The organism is Enterococcus nangangensis, assembly GCF_005405245.1.
Classification (GTDB): domain Bacteria; phylum Bacillota; class Bacilli; order Lactobacillales; family Enterococcaceae; genus Enterococcus_J; species Enterococcus_J nangangensis.
The window spans coordinates 1-18,860 of record NZ_BJDR01000014.1 but is presented as its reverse complement, the minus strand read 5'-3'; the positions used below and the strand labels follow the sequence as shown (position 1 = coordinate 18,860).

The following is an 18,860-nucleotide window of genomic DNA, read 5'->3' as shown; positions in this document are numbered from 1 at the left end:
AAAACTTATGTCCCTACGTACAAGCGCCACTCGCAAGAGTGGCGTTTGTTTTTACATAATGATTAGATAGAGAAGGTAAAATAAATGGTTAGCAAGCTGAAATGTCCAGGGTGCGGAGCGCTCTTTTCCTCCAACGACTCCTCCTTAAGCCAGACTTACCACGCTAGCAGCGCTTGCGAGGGTCAGTATCACGAGTTGTCGGCTTGGTTGTGGTCAAAAGACGCGGAAAGTTTTCCTAAACAATACGCCGTGGATGCTTATGGCGCGCAACACGTGGGGCCAACCACCAAAGACATTCGAGTCGCTTTTTCTTTGATTGGCTTATATTTAGCTGTGGAAAAAGGCTACACGGGGAAAATGGTCCAAGAAGCGCACCAAAAGTTGGCTCAAAAGAAAATAGTCTGGCCGCATTTTGGAGCGCCCGCTACGCCCTATACCGTGACGGTAGTGGATGTTTTAAAAAGGACGAGTCCGCAAGACCATTTATTAGCTTTAAATGCGTGGAGCGCTGATGTTTGGAGAAATTGGGGAGCAGAAAAGCAGGCGTGGACGCGGGCGTTGTGTCAACGTTACTTATTTTAAAATAAAAAAATCCTGCGCAGGCATCTGCCCCGCAGGATTTTTGCATCATCAGGATTAAAAAACTAAAACTGGAGTATCGGTAGAAACTTGGGCAAAGAGGGTGGCCATCACGCCAGGCGGCGTATTCACGCAGCCGTGGGAACCATGAGCTTGGTACCAGTCGCCGCCAAAAGTTGGTTGCCAACTAGCGTCGTGAATTCCGACACCGGTCCAGTTAATGGGCATCCAATAAGAAACCGGCGTGGCATAAGAGGAGCCGTCGCCATTTTCACCAGAAAGTGTCGCATTTTCTTCTTTATTCCAAATGTAAAAGACACCAGCTGGCGTAGGGGTAGCTGGTTTGCCGGTAACGACATCAGTTTCTAAAACGACGGCGCCGTCTTTGTAGTACCACATGTGTTGGTTTTCCATGTCTACTTCCACGTAAGTATTACCAATGCGGGGACCACTAGCACTGCCTGCCCCTTGGACTAAAGGCGTCCGGGTGAAATCTTCTCCTTTAAGAATCGCTTCGCTTAACGCTGCTGTTTCGTTATTGACTTGAATGGACCAACTATAACTTCCGGCAGGGACAGAAACTTCACCACGTTTTGTGCTTTGGAAAGTATAAGGATTGCTAGAAGTGTTGTATTTATTTCCTAGTTCAGTCACGTAAGCTTTAACACTCTCTTGGTTCAAACCGACTTGGCCATCAGTAAACGTCAACCAGCTTTGAATGGTTTCGGCAGGAATCGTTACCGTATTTTCGTTGATGGTGTAAGTCGCCGTGATTGCCGCAATTTTTTGTGCTTGAGCAAGTTCACTCTTTAAATTCTCGTCGTCTTTGGTAACTGTCGCTTTCACGACATAGTCTTCTAATTCCAAGGAAGATTCACCAGAAGCTAAGGCTGTTTTAAAGTCGGCGATAATTTTATCCGTGTCTAAGTAGTTGCCATTGACTTCTGCTTGAATGCTAAAGGCGCCATTGGCAAAAACGAGTTGTGCATTAGTTGACTTCGTACGCCCTTCATTCAAGGTGACCAAAGTCGGAGTCAAGGTGTTAGTGACATAAGTATTCACCTCATCATCACTAATCGCTAGATTTCCCACCGCGGCGGTTTCTTTTTTGAAAAAGTCCACCGGCCAACTCCAAGGGTTTTGTTTGCTTTGTAAAGCGGTAAGTTCACTGGTGAAGTCGTAGGTCTTACCAAAGTCTTCCAGTTGGATTGTTTGATAGGTTTGTCCATTATCCGTTAAAGTGAAAACGTGGCCTTCGATTTGTTTGACGAGTTTTTCGTTGGCTTTTTTCACTGACTGATTACTAATATTAGTCTCGTTGACAATCGTGTTAGGCAAAAAGTTTTTTTGATAATAAAGACTGCCGCCAACATAACCGGCTGCGGCCACAAGGAGGACCCCACCTGTTAGCCAGAGTGCTATTTTTTTGCCGCGACGCTTTTTATGTCTGGATTTCATTATTTTGCTCCTTTATCTGTATAAAAAATGAACATTAAAAAATTAGTCCGCTAACATTGTAGCATAATTCAAGTAAAAAGCTAGGGTAAACTAGGAAAACTTTAAAAAGCTTTTCCTTTATTAAAGTGTAAAAATTCCGCGACATAAAAGCAATCAATACGCTTGATATTTTCAAAAAACCTTTAAGAAAATAAAAAAGCAGTCGACAAATTTCCTTGTCGACTGCGCTACATATCAAAAATTATTTAGCCGCTTCTTCATCCGCTAATTGTTGAAAAGCTGCATTTAAAACTTCTTTTAATTGCGCAGCGGAAGCATCCATCCGATCTTTTTCCGAATCGGATAAAGGAATTTCGATAATATCTTTCAAGCCGTCACGGTTGACGATGGCTGGTGCGCCAATATAAATGCCTTCTTGACCATATTGACCGTCAAGATAAACAGAAAGGGGATAGACCCCATTTTCATCGTTTAAGATGGCTTTGGTAATCCGGGCTAAGGCTACGGCAATGCCATAGAAGGTGGCGCCTTTCTTTTCGATAATGGTGTAAGCTGCATCCCGCACACCAAAGAAGAGGTTAACTAATTCTTCTTGGTCGACTTCCGGGTGATCTTTCACCCATTCATAAATTTGTAAGCCGGCAACGTTAGCGTGAGACCAAACTGGAAATTCGGTGTCGCCGTGTTCCCCTAAAATATAAGCATGGACGTTACGAGCATCGACTTTGACTAATTCCGCAATCGCTTGGCGGAAACGAGCCGAGTCTAAGGAAGTCCCAGAACCAATGACCCGTTCTTTCGGGAAACCAGAAAATTTCCAAACAGCGTAGGTTAAAATATCAACAGGATTAGAAGCCACTAAGAAGATGCCGTTAAAGCCAGAAGCCACGATTTCTTCCACGATGCCTTTCATAATCTTAAAATTTTTGTGCACTAAATCTAAACGCGTTTCCCCAGGTTTTTGCGCAGCGCCGGCGGTAATCACTACGAGATCCGCGTCTTTGGCATCGCTATATTCAGCGGCGTAGATTTTTTTAGGGGAAGTAAACGCTAAGGCATGGGACAAATCAATAGCGTCCCCTTCAGTTTTTTTGCGATTGATATCCACGATGCCGATTTCTTGTGCAATATCTTGGGTCACTAAAGCGAATGCGTAACTGGAACCGACAGCGCCATCACCAATTAAAATTACTTTTTGATGCTTGATTGCAGGTGTAGTCATAAAATATAGCCTCCTTGTTTTGATCATCCGTCAAGGTCATGCTATCACTTTCACAAGACCTTGTCATGCAATATGCTATGGTGTCGCTTACACCTTTCTTTGCAAAAGCTTAATGACTACGCCGACAATTTTTTAGGGGAAATATGCTATAATAAACGAGATACTGGAGGTAAGTTCTTGCCTCCAGCGCTTTTGCGTGGAAAAGGACGGAAAAGGTGTAAAAAGGAGTTAGACAAATGACAAAAGCAATTATCGGCTTAGGCAATCCTGGGAGCCGTTACGAAAATACGAAACACAATATTGGCTTTATGGTGGTGGATGAAATCGCCCGCGAATTTAACGTCACCATGAAAAAAAATATTTTTGAAGCCGAAGTAGGAGATTTCTTTTACGAAGGGCAAAAAGTGATGTTGATTAAACCTTTAACTTTTATGAATGAATCTGGACGCGCGGTGGGACCTTTAATGACCTATTATGGTTTAGACATCGCAGACATCGTAGTGATTTGCGATGATTTAGATATGCCACAAGGGAAAGTTCGTTTACGGCAAAAAGGTAGCGCCGGCGGTCACAATGGCTTAAAGAGTTTAATTAGCCACTTGCGGAGTGAAAATTTTTTCCGCATTAAAGTAGGCATTGGTCGGCCGCAAGGCAAGATGACGGTGGTGAATCACGTCTTGCATAAGTTTAGCGCCGATGACTTGGCGGTAATTTTACCGGCGTTAGCTAAAGCGCGCCACGCGGCTTTATATTTTGCTGGCGGGCACGATTTTGCCGCTACCCAAACTTTTGCAGCAAAGGAGTGAAGGCATGAACTTAATTGAAAAAATGGCCACCATGCCTTCTTTACAACCGTGGTTAAAGACCGTTAGCGGGCGCCAATTGGTGGTGGGCTTAGGGGGATCGGCGAAAGCCTTGGCGATGGCCAGTTACTGGCAACGCCATCCACAACAAATCTTAGTCGTCACCCCTAATCTTTATTATGCCAATCAGTTGGCGGAAGATTTACGGCATGTTTTGCCTGATGACCGCGTGCATACTTTTCCGGTGGATGAAGTTTTAGCCGCCGAAATGGCTTTTGCGTCACCGGAAGCTCGCAGTGAACGGGTAGCCACCTTAAACTTTTTACGGACGCAAGAGCCGGGTTTTATCATCGCTTCGGTAGCTGCGGTGCGAAAATATTTGCCACCAGTAACTGTTTGGGACGCCCAAAAACTTTTCTTAAAAGTCGGTGGTGAATTAGCATTAACAGATTTACCGCAAAAATTAGTTTCCATGGGCTATCAACGGGAAGACTTAGTCGCCAATCCCGGTGAATTTGCGATTCGCGGGAGCATCGTGGATATTTATCCTTTAGATACGGAATATCCTTTACGCTTAGAACTTTTCGACACGGAAATTGATTCTTTGCGCTACTTTGATCCTGAGCGCCAAAGTTCTTTGCGTAAACTAGAAGAAGCCCTCGTTTTACCCACTACGGAAATGATTTTAGCACCAGCGGCGTTAAAGACAGCGGCAGAAAAACTGCGGGCCGCTTTAAACGTTCGGCTGACAGTGGCTACCAAAAAAGCGGAAGTCAAGCAACTGACGACCTACTTTGAAGATATCGCTAGTCAGTGGGATAACGGCAACTTAACCGATTACGATAAACTCTATCCCGATTTTTTATATCCAGAAAAAACGACGCTACTGGATTATTTAGGAACAGCCAGCGTTTTTGTGGACGATTTAGCCCGCATTTATGAAACCGAACAACAAATTGAAAAAGAAAGCGCCCAGTGGTTCACCCAACAATTGGCAGAGTTGCGGGTTTTCCCGCATCAAGTCTTGCAAAGTGATTTCCGCCAATTTTTAAAAAAAGCGCCGCAAAACCAAACTTTTTTTGCTCTTTTCCAAAAAGGGATGGGCAACTTACGCTTTGAACACATTTTTCCCTTACAAATGCGCACCATGCAACAATTCTTTGGGCAACTGCCCCTCTTAAAAGCCGAGATGGATCGCTGGTTAAAACAAAAGCAGTCGATTTTAATTTTAGTGCCAACAAAAGAACGCTTAAGCAAAGTAGAAGAGATGCTGCGGGAAGTAGAAATTCCAGCGGTGGTGACTAGTCCGCAAGAACTTTTACCCCAAGGTGTGCAAGGTGTGCAAATTATTGAAGGTGCCTTGAGTAATGGTTTTGAACTGGTAGAAGATCGTCTCGTGGTGATTACGGAACGGGAGATTTTCCATACCACCACCAAAAAACGCAAACGGCCAACACGGATTAGTAACGCCGAGCGGATTAAAAGTTATACGGATTTAAAAACCGGCGACTTTGTGGTTCATGCCAATCACGGGATTGGGCAATACGTGGGGATGCAAACCCTAGAAGTCGATGGTGTGCATCAAGATTACATCACCATCTTGTACCAAAACAACGACAAACTCTTTATTCCTGTTACGCAACTGAATCTTATTCAAAAATATGTCTCTTCTGAGGCCAAAACGCCGAAAGTCAACAAGCTAGGCGGCACCGAATGGACGAAAACCAAACGGAAAGTCACAGCCAAAATTGAAGACATTGCCGACGAATTGATTGAACTTTATGCCAAACGGGAAGCGGAAAAGGGCTATGCCTTCAGTAAAGACGACGCCTATCAACAAGAATTTGAAGCCGATTTTCCTTATAGCGAAACCGACGACCAAATTCGCAGTATCGCCGAAATTAAAAAAGATATGGAAAAAACACGCCCGATGGATCGTTTGTTAGTTGGCGATGTAGGGTACGGAAAAACAGAAGTTGCTTTACGCGCCGCCTTTAAAGCGATTCAAGATCATAAACAAGTCGCTTTCTTAGTGCCTACCACCATTCTGGCACAACAACACTTTGAGACGATGGAAGAACGCTTTCGGGATTATCCGGTAAATATTGGCGTCTTAAGTCGTTTCCGCACAAAAAAACAGCAAAATGAAACCTTACAAGCTTTAAAACGTGGGGAAGTAGACATTGTGGTGGGAACTCACCGTTTACTTTCTAAAGATGTGGAGTTCGCCGATTTAGGACTTTTGATTGTGGACGAAGAGCAACGCTTTGGCGTGAAACACAAAGAACGCTTAAAACAGTTGCGTTCACAAGTAGACGTTTTAACCTTAACAGCTACCCCCATTCCCCGGACATTGCATATGTCCATGCTGGGAGTGCGGGATCTTTCCGTAATTGAAACGCCACCGGAAAATCGTTATCCTGTTCAAACTTACGTGATGGAGAAGAATCTCGGCGCTATTCGCGAAGGAATTCAACGGGAGATGGCTCGGGGTGGGCAAATTTTTTATCTGTATAACCGTGTGGAAACTATCGACCAAAAAGTCGCTGAAATTCAAGAGTTAGTGCCGGAAGCCCGGATTGCTTTTGCTCACGGGCAAATGAGTGAAGTGCAATTGGAAAATGTCTTGCTAGACTTTATCGACGGCCAATTTGATGTCTTGGTCACCACCACTATTATTGAAACTGGTGTGAATATTACCAACGTCAACACTTTATTTGTGGAAAATGCCGACTACATGGGCTTATCCACCTTGTATCAGTTGCGAGGGCGCGTTGGCCGCACCAACCGAATTGCCTATGCGTACTTTATGTACGAACCGCAAAAAGTTTTAAATGAAGTCTCGGAAAAACGCCTCCAAGCCATTAAAGATTTTACCGAGCTAGGTTCAGGCTTTAAAATTGCCATGCGGGACCTATCCATTCGTGGGGCCGGTAATCTTTTAGGCTCGCAACAACACGGCTTTATTGATGCTGTCGGGTTTGATATGTATACCCAAATGTTAGAAGAAGCCGTCCAAAGAAAACAAGGAAAAGCCCCAACGGAAAGTAAGAGTGCCGTGGAAATTGAATTAGGTGTGGATGCCTACATTCCAGATAGTTATCTGAAAGATCAACGGCAAAAAATTGAAATTTATAAACGTTTGCGCCAGTTAGAAACCTTAGAGATGCTCAATGAATTAATTGACGATTTGATTGACCGTTTTGGGGATTATCCTGAAGAAGTCAACCAATTGCTCTTTATCGGGCAACTGAAGATGGACGGTGATCGGGCTTTAGTGGAAAGTATGCGTCGTAAAGACAATACGGTAACTTTCACCTTAACAAAAGCCGGCACCAACACGTATACGGTGGAGCAAATTTTTAAAGCGTTACAAGTGACGAAGTTAAAGGCGGCTTTAGGGGTCGAAAAAGAAAAAATGCAAATTCGTTTTACTTTACCGAAAAATCAACCAATGGATATTTGGCTGCAAGAATTAGTGGACTTTACTCGTGCTTTGCGCCAAGAAAAGCTCCAGAAGCAATTACCTCAGCAATTACCTCAAGGATAGGAAGTGATGGTGTGGCCCACAAAGAAATGCAAGAGATGTTAAGAGCTGCGGCGATTTTATCCGTCGCGTCCTTAATTGCGAAGATTTTAAGTGCCTTTTATCGCGTTCCTTACCAAAACTTAGTGGGGGACACCGGCTTTTACGTCTATCAGCAGATTTATCCTTTTTATGGCATTGCCATGACTTTTAGTTTAACCGGCTTACCACTTTTCTTATCAAAAGTTTTACAAGAAGAAAAGGAACCCTATCAACAAAATCAAATTTTAAAAACGTTATTTCCCATTATCTTTTGGGTGTGTGTTGCTTTGTTTGCCTTGCTTTTTTTCGCCAGTGAGCCAATGGCTGCGGCAATGGGAGATGTGCAATTAGCAGGCTTGATTCGCGTCGTGGCGGTGATGTACCTTTTAACGCCCCCCCTCGCTTTTTTACGGGGAAACTTTCAAGGCATTCCGTGGATGACGCCTACCGCTCTTTCGCAAGTGGGAGAACAGTTTTTGCGGGTGGCCATTATCGTCTTAGCCGCTGTTTTATATAAAACCTCAAACTGGGACGTTTATCAGACAGCCAGTTTGGCTTTTCTCGGTGGGTTAGGGGGTGGCCTCCTAGCTTTAGGCATCTTACGTCATGAAAATCGACGCACGACACTTTTTCGGTTGCGTTTTACTAAAGACTGGTGGTGGGTGCAAGACCGTAAGTTGTTACGACCACTGCTGAAACGCTTAGTCCTTGAAGGCGGCTTGGTCTTTTTATACAGTGGCTTATTACTTTTTTACCAATTAGTAGATTCCTTTTTCGTCAAAGAAGCCCTCGTCAAAGGTGGGCTAGCAGACGGCGCTGCTAAAATAGCTAAAGGAGTCTTTGACCGTAGTCAGCCTTTGGTCCAATTAGGACTAGTCGTAGCCTTAGCGTTAGGCTCCACCTTTTTACCGATGCTTACCCGGCAAATTGTCAAAAAAGGACAGGGCGCTTTTCAACAATATGCCATGATGTTTTTACGGCTGACGACAATTTTAGCGGTGGCGGCTACCGTGGGCTTATGGTGGCTCTTGCCTTTCATGAACTACGCTTTATTTAGTGACCATCAAGGAATGTTGACTTTAGCTATTTTTATTGCAGCGATTTTTTTAGTGGCGTTAATTCAAGCTTACGAAAACATTATGCAAAGCCAAAATCAGTTGCGGATTCCTTTAACGGGTGCGATACTGGGATTAAGCATTAAACTTTTGACAACGAATTTTTTAACGGAAAAATTTTTAACTGTAGGGGCAAGCTTGTCCACCATCTTAGGACTGACAGTGACCCTGCTTTATTTAGCGCGAAAAGCTGGACCAGTTTTGGGACGTTTTTATCGCTATCAACATTTTTTAGCTAAGACACTGTTGGCGTTAGGCACCATGAGTCTGGTCTTAGGCGCCTTTTTACTTCTAGTTGGCCCGTTAGCCGCCAGTTCTCGTACGTGGAGCTTGCTGTTTAGCATAGTGGGAGTAGTGATTGGTGCTGGCAGCTTTTTGTTCATGATTATTCGTCTACAAATCTTTACCTTGCGGGAATGGCTGCTAATTCCCTTTGGTAAAAAAATCTTACGCCTTTTTCAAAAAAATAATTTATAATTTAAAGGAGCAATACCTATGCGTTTAGACAAATTTTTAAAAGTATCCCGGATTATTAAGCGCCGGACGGTGGCTAAAGAAGTCGCCGATAAAAAACGAATCAGTATTAACGGCAAAGAAGCAAAGTCTTCCAGCGAAGTAAAGGTGGGGGATGAATTGGAAATTCGCTTCGGCAATAAAACCCTAGTGGTGAAAGTAACCGGCTTAGCCGAGTCAACGAAAAAAGAAGACGCAACTAAAATGTATGAGATTTTACGGGAAACTGCCCCAGAAAAGGACTAAAATACCATTAGACAAGGCTATGGCTTACTGTTATAATGTTGAGTGAAATAAAGGGAGGAAAAATGAAATGGCACACCCTAACAACAAGATTGCCCCTTTGGAAAATGATTATCATCGGGAACAATTGGCGCAGCTGAAAATTCAGCAAAAGCAAATTACTTTCCGCCGTCGCCGTCTAGCTGTTATTTTTCTCGTGGCGCTAATCATTTTGGGCTTCTCTGGTTTTCATTTAATAAAAGATGCACATAAATTGGCAGGTTTACAAAAGGACGAAGCAACCACGATTGCCAAAGAAAAATCTTTAGCCGATCAAGAGCAAGATTTAACCGATGACGTGAATTTGTTGCAAGACGAAGAGTATGTGGGGAAGTTAGCCCGTTCGCGCTATTTGTTATCTAAAGACGGTGAGCAAGTCTACACCATACCGAGCCAAAGTGTGACCGATTCAGGAACTACTGATTCATCCTCGACCACCACGTCGAGTGAAAATAAATAATATATTTTGTAAAGCTTTAAGGAGGAGCAATTTTTTTATGGCAATTGAAGTAGGAGCAAAGCTACCGGGGAAAGTATCAGGCATCACCAATTTTGGAGCCTTTATTGATTTAGGAGAAGGCAAAACTGGCTTAGTCCATATCAGTGAAGTTTCAAATGGTTTTGTTAAGGATATTCACGACGTTTTATCCGTTGGCGACCAAGTAACAGTGAAGGTTACTTCCGTAGGTGACGATGGGAAAATTGGTTTATCCATTCGGAAAGCTGATGAAACTCAAAACCAACCTAGCAAACCAAAAAGAGAATTTGCCCCCAGAGATCGTAATCGCCAAAGCCACAATGCAGCTCCCAAGAAATCATTTGCTGCCCCTCATCAAAAAGAAGACTTCGATAGCCTGATGAGTTCTTTTTTGAAAGACAGTGACGATCGGTTATCTTCTTTGCGTCGCAATACCGAGGGCAAACGAGGCGGTCGCGGTGGCCGTCGCAGTTAAAACTAAATAGACTGCTGAAAGGCCGAACTATCCAGAAATAGCGACTATTTTTGTGATACTTCGGTCTTTTTTAGTGATTATCTTTTTAAAAGGAGGGTGTCATGCTTAATCCGCGTACCTTTAGTCAAAGTTGGCAAAAATTAAAAATTTCCGCGACCACCCCTTTATATTTGGCAATATCGGGGGGCGTAGACTCAATGGTGCTCTTAGATTTATTGCGGCAAAACCAATTTACAGCAAGGTTGACCTTGCTTCATGTTAATTATCAATTGCGGGAAGCGGCGCAAAAAGAGACAGCTTATTTAGAAAAGTTTGCTAAAAAGCACCACTTGCCCCTCATCACCCGTTACTTTCCTCAAGAAGAAAAATTTACTGAAGCACGGGGGCGCGACTTTCGCTACGCTTTTTTTAAAGAAGAAGTAGCAGCAGGCGGCGTTTTATTGACGGCCCACCACTTAGACGATTTGGCCGAAACCATTTTGATGAAAATTACCCGCGGGACGCATTTAACATCCCTAGCTTTTCCGGCTATTCAAACTTTTGGTTCCGGCACGTTAGTTCGTCCTTTGCTAGATTTTTCAAAAGAAGAGATTTATCAGTATGCGCAATATCGTCAAATCACTTACTTTGAGGATCAATCCAATCACGACTTAGCCTATATGCGCAATCGTTATCGGCAGCAAATCTTGCCGTTACTAAAAAAAGAAAATCCGCAAGTTTTAAGACGTCTGGCACAACTGAACGCAGAATTATTGGCCGTAGAAACGGCGCCATTAACGCCAGCACCTTTAAAAGTAACCCAGTTAGAAAATACGGAGGCGCCAATAGAATTATTGCGGCGTTGGTTAGTGGCTTACGACTGTCCAGTCACCTATCCGCAGCTGCAACAAATTCAGCAATGGTTCCTGCAAGGCACTAAAAAAAGTTATGCAATTGGTCAAGGACAGATTACTCGCACTTCCAATGAATTAAAATATGAAACTTTTGTGAAGAAAGTTAAAAGTTTACCACCGCAAGCTTTGCCTTTAAATGAGTGGGTAACCATTAGTCCAACTGAGCAGTTGGGCTACTTTGCAGCAGACTTCTTATGGCCGCTGCCGCCGCAAGGACAATTGACGATTTTGCCTTTATATCAAGCGCCAGCGAGCCCTTTGACGGTTCGTCATCCAGCAAGTGGCGATCGACTGTTGTTGAAAAAAAACGGCTATACCAAAAAGCTAAGTCGTTATCTTTTAGAAGAGAAAATTCCTAAAGAGGAACGACCTCAGCAGTGGGTAGTAGCAGACAATTTTAAAAATATCTTATGGGTGATTCCTAAAGGAAAATCTTATTTGAGTTATATTATAGAAACTGATAAAATACTTTACAGACTAGTTTATTTAAAAACGCCGTAATTAAAGGAGAAGCTATGTTAGAAAAAGATATTTTAAAGGTATTGATTACCGAAGAAGAAATTCAAGCTAAGACCCATGAGCTGGGGAAAATTTTATCTGCTGAATACGCCGACAAAAATCCCTTAGTGGTGGGTATTTTAAAAGGGGCGGTCCCTTTTATGGCAGATATCATTCGCGCCTGTGATATGTATATGGAAATGGACTTCATGGACGTTTCTAGTTACGGTCGCTCTACGCAATCATCCGGAGAAGTAAAAATCTTGAAAGACTTAGATACGAATGTCTCTGGCCGTGATGTTTTAATTGTCGAAGACATCATTGATACGGGTCTAACTTTGTCTTACCTCGTGGACTTGTTTAAGTATCGCCAAGCGAACTCGGTAAAAATTGTCACCTTGTTAGACAAACCTTCTGGCCGCACGAAAGCGATTGAAGCAGATTATGTTGGCTTTTCTGTTCCTGGCGAATTCGTGGTGGGCTACGGCTTAGATTACGCTGAACAATATCGTAATTTACCTTACGTAGGCGTGTTGAAACCTGAAGTTTACGAAAATCCAGAAAAATAAGTTTTTCAAAGGTCAAAAAGGTCAGCATGTGGTAAAATAAAATAATAACGAAGGATTCGTCCTTTTAGGAGGTCTGAAATGAACAATAAAAACACCAAGCCCAAAAATGGCTTGTACTATGTGCTCTTGTTGCTAATCGCGGCATTAGCCTTGTACTTTGTCTTTTTTAGCAATAGTTCTGAACAAGCGACTAGCATTGAGTATTCCACCTTTACAGAACAGTTGGAAGACGGCAAGATTTCTAAACTAGCCGTACAACCCGCCAATGGGGTGTTAAAGGTCACCGGGGAATACGCCGAAGCCCAAAAAGTTGAAAATACTGGTGGCTTGCCTTTGTGGGGCAGTGCGGATGTCTCTACTAAAAACTTTACCACCGTCGTGTTACCTAACGACGCTAGTATCGCCGAAATTCAAGAGCTCGCTAAAAATAGTGATGCCACAGTGACGATTAAAGAAGAGTCTTCTTCTGGTATGTGGCTTTCTTTACTCTTAACTTTCCTACCCATGATTGCTATTTTCTTTTTCATCTATATGATGATGGGACAAGGGCAACAAGGCGGTGGCGGCGGCCGGGTTATGAACTTTGGCAAGTCGAAAGCTAAAGAAGCCGACAAAAAAGCCAACCGCGTACGTTTCTCTGACGTTGCCGGGGCTGAAGAAGAAAAACAAGAATTAGTGGAAGTCGTGGAATTTTTGAAAGATCCACGTCGTTTCGTCGAATTAGGCGCCCGAATTCCAGCTGGGGTTCTTTTAGAGGGACCTCCAGGAACTGGTAAAACATTACTAGCTAAAGCCGTTGCTGGTGAAGCTGGCGTACCATTTTACTCCATCTCCGGTTCTGATTTCGTAGAGATGTTTGTCGGGGTTGGGGCCAGCCGGGTGCGGGATTTATTTGAAACTGCCAAGAAAAATGCACCAGCCATTATCTTTATTGATGAAATCGATGCCGTTGGTCGCCAACGGGGTGCTGGTATGGGGGGCGGCCACGATGAACGTGAACAAACCTTAAACCAATTGTTAGTGGAAATGGATGGGTTTGATGGGAACGAAGGCGTCATCGTCATTGCCGCTACCAACCGTTCTGATGTTTTAGACCCAGCGCTTTTACGTCCAGGCCGTTTTGACCGCCAAATCTTGGTAGGTCGTCCAGACGTGAAAGGTCGGGAAGCTATCCTCCGCGTCCATGCACGGAACAAACCGTTAGCTGACGACGTCGATTTAAAAGTTGTTGCCCAACAAACACCAGGCTTTGCCGGTGCTGATTTAGAAAACGTCTTAAACGAAGCAGCTTTAGTCGCTGCTCGTCGTAATAAAAAGAAAATCGATGCTTCAGATATTGATGAAGCAGAAGACCGCGTCATTGCTGGACCAGCGAAAAAAGATCGCGTCATTTCCAAGAAAGAACGGGAAATGGTGGCGTACCACGAAGCGGGACATACGATTGTTGGTTTGATTTTATCCAATGCCCGTGTCGTGCATAAAGTAACGATTATTCCGCGGGGCCGCGCTGGCGGTTATATGATTGCTTTACCAAAAGAAGATCAAAACTTATTAACCAAAGAAGATATGTTTGAACAAATCGTTGGTCTTTTAGGGGGCCGGGTGGCTGAAGAAGTTGTCTTCGGTGTGAAATCTACCGGTGCTTCTAATGACTTTGAACAAGCTACTGGTTTAGCCCGCAGTATGGTGACGGAATACGGCATGTCTGATAAATTAGGACCTGTCCAATACGAAGGAAACCACCAAGTCTTTGTGGGTCGTGACTACGGTCAAACCAAAGCCTACTCTGAACAAGTGGCGTATGAAATCGACAATGAAGTGCGGAGCATCTTAAATGAAGCTCACCAAAAAGCCTACGACATTATTTCCACGCACCGGGAAAAACATCAATTAATCGCTGAAAAACTATTAGAGTTTGAAACATTAGATGCTAAGAGCATTAAGTCCTTGTTTGAAGAAGGCGTAATGCCTAAAGAAGTGACGGATGCTGAATTCCCAAGTGAAAAAAATGACGCGCAAACTTTTGAAGAAGCAAAACGGGCTTTAGAAGCAAAAGATGCGGAAAAACAAGCGCAAGAACGGGCTGATTTCGCCGAAGTGAAAGCGGACCTTAAAGCGCAAGCCGATGAATTAGCTGGCAAAGAACCTGAAGTGCCACAAGCACCAAGTACACCAGCTGAAGAAGAAACACCAACGGCTACACCGGAGTTCCCTGCTGAAAAACCAGCAGACCAAGAAGAACCAAAAGAATAAAAACTACATGAAGGACTGACTTAGCTTATGTTGAGTCGGTTCTTCTTTTTACCTGAAGATTTACTGCTTAAAACTTAGCGCTTTGCAGCAGCGAATTTTTAAGCATCGAAAGTGTGCTTTTTTCATTTTCAAAAGAATTACTTTTCCAAATAGCTTTTTTTATGGTACATTAAGTTGAAAAAACGATTAAAGGAGATTCTTTCATGAAAGACTATTTAGTGAAAGCTTTAGGATATAACGGCATGGTCCGGGGCTACAGTTTATGTGCTACTGCTGTGGTTCAAGAAGGTGCCAGCCGCCACGAAACAGCTAGTGGGGCTACAGTTGCTCTCGGCCGGACGTTGATTGGCGGTTTATTATTAGGCGCAACCTTAAAAGGCGATGATAAACTCACCATTAAAGTGCAAGGGGACGGGCCAGTGGGCTCCATTGTTGTCGACAGTAACGGTCATGGCACCGTCAAAGGCTACATAAAAAATCCGCAAGTCCCTTTGCAAGCTGACGCTGCTGGCAATTTATCTTTGCCGGCAACTGTGGGAACAGCGGGAACGTTATCGGTGATTAAAGATTTAGGATTAAAAGAACCCTTTACTGGTCAAGTGCCGATTGTCGCTGGGGATTTAAGCCAAGACTTTACGTACTACATGGCGGTTTCCGAACAAGTTCCTTCTGCCATTAGCTTGAGTGTTTTGCTAAATGAAGATGCTAGTGTCGCTGCGGCTGGTGGCTTTATGATTCAAGTCTTGCCTGGGGCTGATGAAGAGTGTATCGCCAGTATTGAAGCAAGTTTACAAAAAGTACCGAACATGGCGAAATTCATAGCAGAAGGTGTCACGCCAGAAGAAATCTTGCAAAAGATTTTAGGAACAGACGTTGAAATTTTAGAAAGTATGCCCGTAGAATTTGTCTGTGACTGCTCAAAAGAAAAATTTGCCACGGCAATTATTGCTTTAGGGGCTAAAGAAATTGAAGAAATGATTGTGGAAGACCACGGTGCCGAAGCGGTCTGCAGTTTCTGTAACCGCAAGTATCACTACACAGAAGAAGAATTACAAGCTTTGAAAGACGAAGCTTTAGGCTAGTAGATAGAGCTAGGCGTAGTAGGTAGTCCTTTACTACCATGTTTGAAGGAGGAATTATTTTTGGAATGGCAAATCGGGAAAGTGACAATTCCCAATCAAGTTGTTGTTGCTCCCATGGCGGGGATTACTAACGCCGCTTTTCGGGTGACAGTCAAAGAATTTGGCGCCGGTCTCGTGGTTTGTGAGATGATCAGCGACCAAGGCATTCACTTTCGTAATAAAAAGACCTTAGAGATGCTTTACATTGATGAAAAAGAACATCCCTTAAGCGTGCAAATTTTTGGTGGCACCAAAGAATCTCTCGTAGAAGCCGCAGTCTTTGTGGCAGAAAATACGGCAGCCGACATTATTGATATCAACATGGGCTGTCCCGTCAACAAGGTAATTAAGGCCGAAGCCGGGGCTAAGTGGCTATTGGATCCTAATAAAGTTTATGAAATGGTTGCCGCTGTGACGGCAGCAGTCAAAAAGCCCGTCACGGTTAAAATGCGTATCGGCTGGGATGACCAACACGTCTTTGCCGTGGAAAATGCCAAGGCAGCGGCCGCCGGCGGGGCAGCGGCCTTAGCAATGCACGGCCGGACGCGGGTCCAAATGTATGAAGGTCACGCCAACTGGGACATTTTACGGGAAGTGAAGAAAAACATTACCATTCCTTTTATGGGCAATGGCGATGTGCGGACCCCCGAAGATGCCAAACGAATGTTAGATGAAGTTGGGTGTGATGCCGTGATGATCGGCCGGGCTGCTTTAGGTAATCCGTGGATGATTCATCGGACAGAACACTATTTGCGGACGGGGGAATTAATCCCCGAACCGACGCCGCAAGAAAAAATTGCGGTGGCAAAGCTCCACTTAGCACGTTTAATTGCCTTAAAAGGTGAAAAAGTAGCGTGTCGCGAGTTCCGGCAACATGCCGGCTATTATTTAAAAGGGATCCCGCGGGCAGCTAAAGTTAAAGTGGCTATTAATCAAGTAGAAACTGAAGCAGAAATTTTAGGGATTCTCGGGGACTTTTTAGTGAAGATTGCCGGGTAATTTCATCGGGAATAAAATCTGAGATTTGCCTTGCATTTTCTAGAAATAATGTGGCAATATGGTACTATGTGAGAAAAGAGATAGGAGGAAATAGTGTGGCACAAGATCAAACACCTCATAATGAACTGAACGATCAAATGAAAGTTCGTTACGAGAAAATGGAAGAGTTACGGGCTAGCGGCCGTGATCCTTTTGGCCACCGTTTTGAACGGAGTCATTCATCCAAAGAATTACACGCGCTTTATGATGATTTAACCAAAGAAGAATTACAAGAATTAGGAATTACGGCTAGCGTTGCGGGTCGGATTATGACCAAACGTGGCAAAGGGAAAGTGGGCTTTGCTCATTTGCAAGACCGGGAAGGTCAAATTCAAATCTATGTCCGAAAAGATGCCGTTGGAGAAGACGACTATGCCTTGTTTAAACATGCGGACCTGGGAGACTTTGTCGGGGTAACCGGCGAGGTCATGAAGACTGATACAGGTGAAGTGACCATTAAACCCACACAATTTACTTTCTTGACGAAAGCTTTACGCCCTTTGCCTGATAAATATCACGGTTTAACCAATGTGGAACAACGCTATCGTCAACGCTACTTAGACTTAATTGCCAATCGGGAAAGCTTTGACCGTTTTGTGAAACGGAGCCAAATCATTACGGCGATTCGCGAATATTTAAATGGCAACGGCTATTTAGAAGTAGAAACGCCAACGTTACACAATGAAGCAGGCGGCGCTGCTGCCCGTCCGTTTATTACCCATCATAATGCTTTAGATATGGATTTATACTTACGAATTGCTTTAGAGTTACATTTAAAACGTTTAATTGTCGGCGGCATGGAAAAAGTCTATGAAATCGGCCGCGTTTTCCGAAACGAAGGCATCGACACGACCCACAATCCGGAATTTACAATGTTAGAAGCTTATACGGCTTATACCGACTTCCAAGATGTCATGGACTTGACGGAAGGGATTATTCGTAATGCCAATCAAAAGGTTAACGGCACACCGGAAATTACCTTTAATGGACAGGAAATTAACTTAGGCGCTGGATTCAAACGCGTCCACATGGTAGATGCGGTAAAAGAAGCTACTGGTGTCGATTTCTGGCAAAATATGACAGTGGAAGAAGCACGCGCTTTAGCCAAAGAACACCACGTAGAGGTTACGCCTCATATGGAAGTTGGTCATATTCTTAACGAGTTTTTCGAGACTTTTGTGGAAGAAACGTTAATTCAACCAACTTTTGTCTATGGTCATCCAGTAGAAGTTTCGCCTTTAGCCAAGAAAAACGCTGAAGATGGTCGTTTTACGGATCGTTTTGAACTATTTATCGTGGGGAAAGAATTTGCCAATGCCTTTACGGAATTAAATGATCCCATTGATCAACGGGCCCGTTTTGAAGAGCAAGAAAAGGAACGGGAACAAGGAAACGACGAAGCTCACGGGATTGATGAAGACTTCTTGGAAGCTTTGGAATACGGTATGCCGCCAACTGGGGGCTTAGGAATTGGGATTGATCGTTTAGTGATGCTTTTAACCGATGTACAATCTATTCGGGACGTTTTACTTTTCCCGACGATGCGCTAATCAGAAAAAAGAAGCAAAAGTTTTCCTTTTGCTTCTTTTTTTTTAGCTTCTTCATTAAAAAACGAAAGTTGCAAACTCTTTCTAAAATAAACAAACGGATTTGAAAAAAACTTCAAAAAACTTGTAATTTTTTGTTGACCAACCGCCAAATGCTTGGTATAGTGTTAGATGTCGCTGAGATAACAACGACAAGGGACATAACAAAATAACTTATTAAAGAAAAAAGTTCTTGACAAGCAATTGATTGTTATGTTATTATAACAAAGTCGCTAACGAGCAAACTTCTAAAACTTAAAAAACTTTTCAAAAAAGTTGTTGACAACGATTTGAAAAGCTGATAAGATATAAGAGTTGCTGGATGCAACAAAGTAGACCTTTGAAAACTGAACAAAGTGAATACAACCAATGTGTAGGGCGTTTCGGATATTCGAAACAAACACAATTC

At 43.4% G+C, this 18,860-nt stretch carries 15 protein-coding genes; 13 read left to right on the top strand and 2 right to left on the bottom strand.

Translation table 11 applies throughout. The features are described from left to right. Window positions 1-84: 84 nt before the first annotated feature. Window positions 85-582 carry a DUF5946 family protein gene (locus FFM57_RS05890; protein WP_137599604.1) on the top strand — a complete coding sequence of 166 codons (498 nt, stop codon included), beginning with the start codon at window positions 85-87 and terminating at the stop codon, window positions 580-582. A 54-nt stretch (window positions 583-636) separates the two neighbouring features. Here the strand turns inward: FFM57_RS05890 and FFM57_RS05885 are convergent, their stop codons facing one another. Then, complete coding sequence (locus tag FFM57_RS05885; protein WP_170999912.1) at window positions 637-2,040, bottom strand: L,D-transpeptidase family protein; 1,404 nt, start codon at window positions 2,038-2,040, stop codon at window positions 637-639. A 238-nt stretch (window positions 2,041-2,278) separates the two neighbouring features. Further along, window positions 2,279-3,259, bottom strand: coding sequence for an L-lactate dehydrogenase (locus FFM57_RS05880; protein WP_137599602.1), 981 nt, complete (start codon window positions 3,257-3,259; stop codon window positions 2,279-2,281). A 236-nt stretch (window positions 3,260-3,495) separates the two neighbouring features. Between FFM57_RS05880 and pth the strand changes: the two genes are divergently transcribed. The 12 genes from pth (at window position 3,496) to lysS (ending at window position 18,415) form a co-directional block, all read left to right on the top strand. Continuing rightward, entirely contained in the window at window positions 3,496-4,065 is a 570-nt protein-coding gene (gene pth / locus FFM57_RS05875; protein WP_137599601.1) for an aminoacyl-tRNA hydrolase, read from the top strand. Between the two features lie 4 nt (window positions 4,066-4,069). Next, window positions 4,070-7,612, top strand: a complete 3,543-nt coding sequence (mfd, locus tag FFM57_RS05870; protein WP_137599600.1) for a transcription-repair coupling factor — start codon at window positions 4,070-4,072, stop codon at window positions 7,610-7,612. Window positions 7,613-7,623: 11 nt separating this feature from the next. Continuing rightward, window positions 7,624-9,222, top strand: a complete 1,599-nt coding sequence (locus FFM57_RS05865; RefSeq protein ID WP_137599599.1) for a polysaccharide biosynthesis protein — start codon at window positions 7,624-7,626, stop codon at window positions 9,220-9,222. An 18-nt stretch (window positions 9,223-9,240) separates the two neighbouring features. Then, a complete protein-coding gene (locus tag FFM57_RS05860) occupies window positions 9,241-9,504 on the top strand; it encodes an RNA-binding S4 domain-containing protein (RefSeq protein WP_137599598.1) in 264 nt (87 codons plus the stop codon). 67 nt (window positions 9,505-9,571) lie between these two features. Beyond that, entirely contained in the window at window positions 9,572-10,000 is a 429-nt protein-coding gene (locus FFM57_RS05855; RefSeq protein WP_137599597.1) for an FtsB family cell division protein, read from the top strand. Window positions 10,001-10,037: 37 nt separating this feature from the next. After that, window positions 10,038-10,493 (top strand): S1 domain-containing RNA-binding protein, encoded by a 456-nt coding sequence (locus FFM57_RS05850; protein ID WP_137599596.1) that lies wholly within the window; start codon window positions 10,038-10,040, stop codon window positions 10,491-10,493. A 101-nt stretch (window positions 10,494-10,594) separates the two neighbouring features. Next, window positions 10,595-11,887, top strand: a complete 1,293-nt coding sequence (gene tilS, locus FFM57_RS05845) for a tRNA lysidine(34) synthetase TilS (protein ID WP_137599595.1) — start codon at window positions 10,595-10,597, stop codon at window positions 11,885-11,887. A gap of 14 nt (window positions 11,888-11,901) precedes the next feature. Continuing rightward, complete coding sequence (gene hpt, locus FFM57_RS05840) at window positions 11,902-12,453, top strand: hypoxanthine phosphoribosyltransferase (protein WP_137599594.1); 552 nt, start codon at window positions 11,902-11,904, stop codon at window positions 12,451-12,453. 78 nt (window positions 12,454-12,531) lie between these two features. After that, window positions 12,532-14,706, top strand: a complete 2,175-nt coding sequence (gene ftsH / locus FFM57_RS05835) for an ATP-dependent zinc metalloprotease FtsH (protein WP_137599593.1) — start codon at window positions 12,532-12,534, stop codon at window positions 14,704-14,706. Window positions 14,707-14,909: 203 nt separating this feature from the next. After that, entirely contained in the window at window positions 14,910-15,788 is an 879-nt protein-coding gene (gene hslO, locus FFM57_RS05830) for an Hsp33 family molecular chaperone HslO (RefSeq protein ID WP_137599592.1), read from the top strand. A 60-nt stretch (window positions 15,789-15,848) separates the two neighbouring features. Next, window positions 15,849-16,826, top strand: a complete 978-nt coding sequence (gene dusB, locus FFM57_RS05825) for a tRNA dihydrouridine synthase DusB (RefSeq protein ID WP_371851242.1) — start codon at window positions 15,849-15,851, stop codon at window positions 16,824-16,826. 95 nt (window positions 16,827-16,921) lie between these two features. Further along, complete coding sequence (lysS, locus tag FFM57_RS05820) at window positions 16,922-18,415, top strand: lysine--tRNA ligase (protein WP_137599590.1); 1,494 nt, start codon at window positions 16,922-16,924, stop codon at window positions 18,413-18,415. Window positions 18,416-18,860 lie beyond the last annotated feature (445 nt).